This window comes from Faecalibacterium sp. DFI.5.82 (assembly GCF_029076575.1).
GTDB classification, from domain to species: Bacteria; Bacillota; Clostridia; order Oscillospirales; family Ruminococcaceae; genus Faecalibacterium; species Faecalibacterium duncaniae.
Window position 1 is genome coordinate 1 of the sequence record NZ_JARFIS010000255.1, and the last position, 332, is coordinate 332.

Consider the following 332-nt stretch of genomic DNA (forward strand, 5'->3'; position numbering starts at 1 on the left):
CCCTGCAGCAGGATGAACACCGTAACAGCCCCCGGCGTTTCCCGGGGCCACTCCAGTGCAAACAGGATGACGAGCAGCGTCACCGGTTCAATGTTGGGCAGGCCGCTCATGGCCTGCTTGCTCACCACCAGCAGCGCACCCATCAGGCCGTTGAGCACCAGCCGCAGCACCCGGATGTGCACAGGCTCCTTACTTCGTGTAGATAAAAGCATCGCTGTCGCCATCGTGCAGCGCAATGTCTGCCACACCCACGGTGGTCATCTCGCCGGTGGCATCGGTCAGGCACCACCATGCCTGATCCGTATCCCAGTCGGCTGTCTCGCCGTTGACGG

General features: G+C 62.7%; 1 pseudogene. It reads right to left on the reverse strand.

The annotated features are described in order from the left end of the window. Nucleotides 1-212: pseudogene (locus tag P0G09_RS16495) on the reverse strand (hypothetical protein); the annotation flags it as partial. Between the last annotated feature and the right edge of the window lie 120 nt (nucleotides 213-332).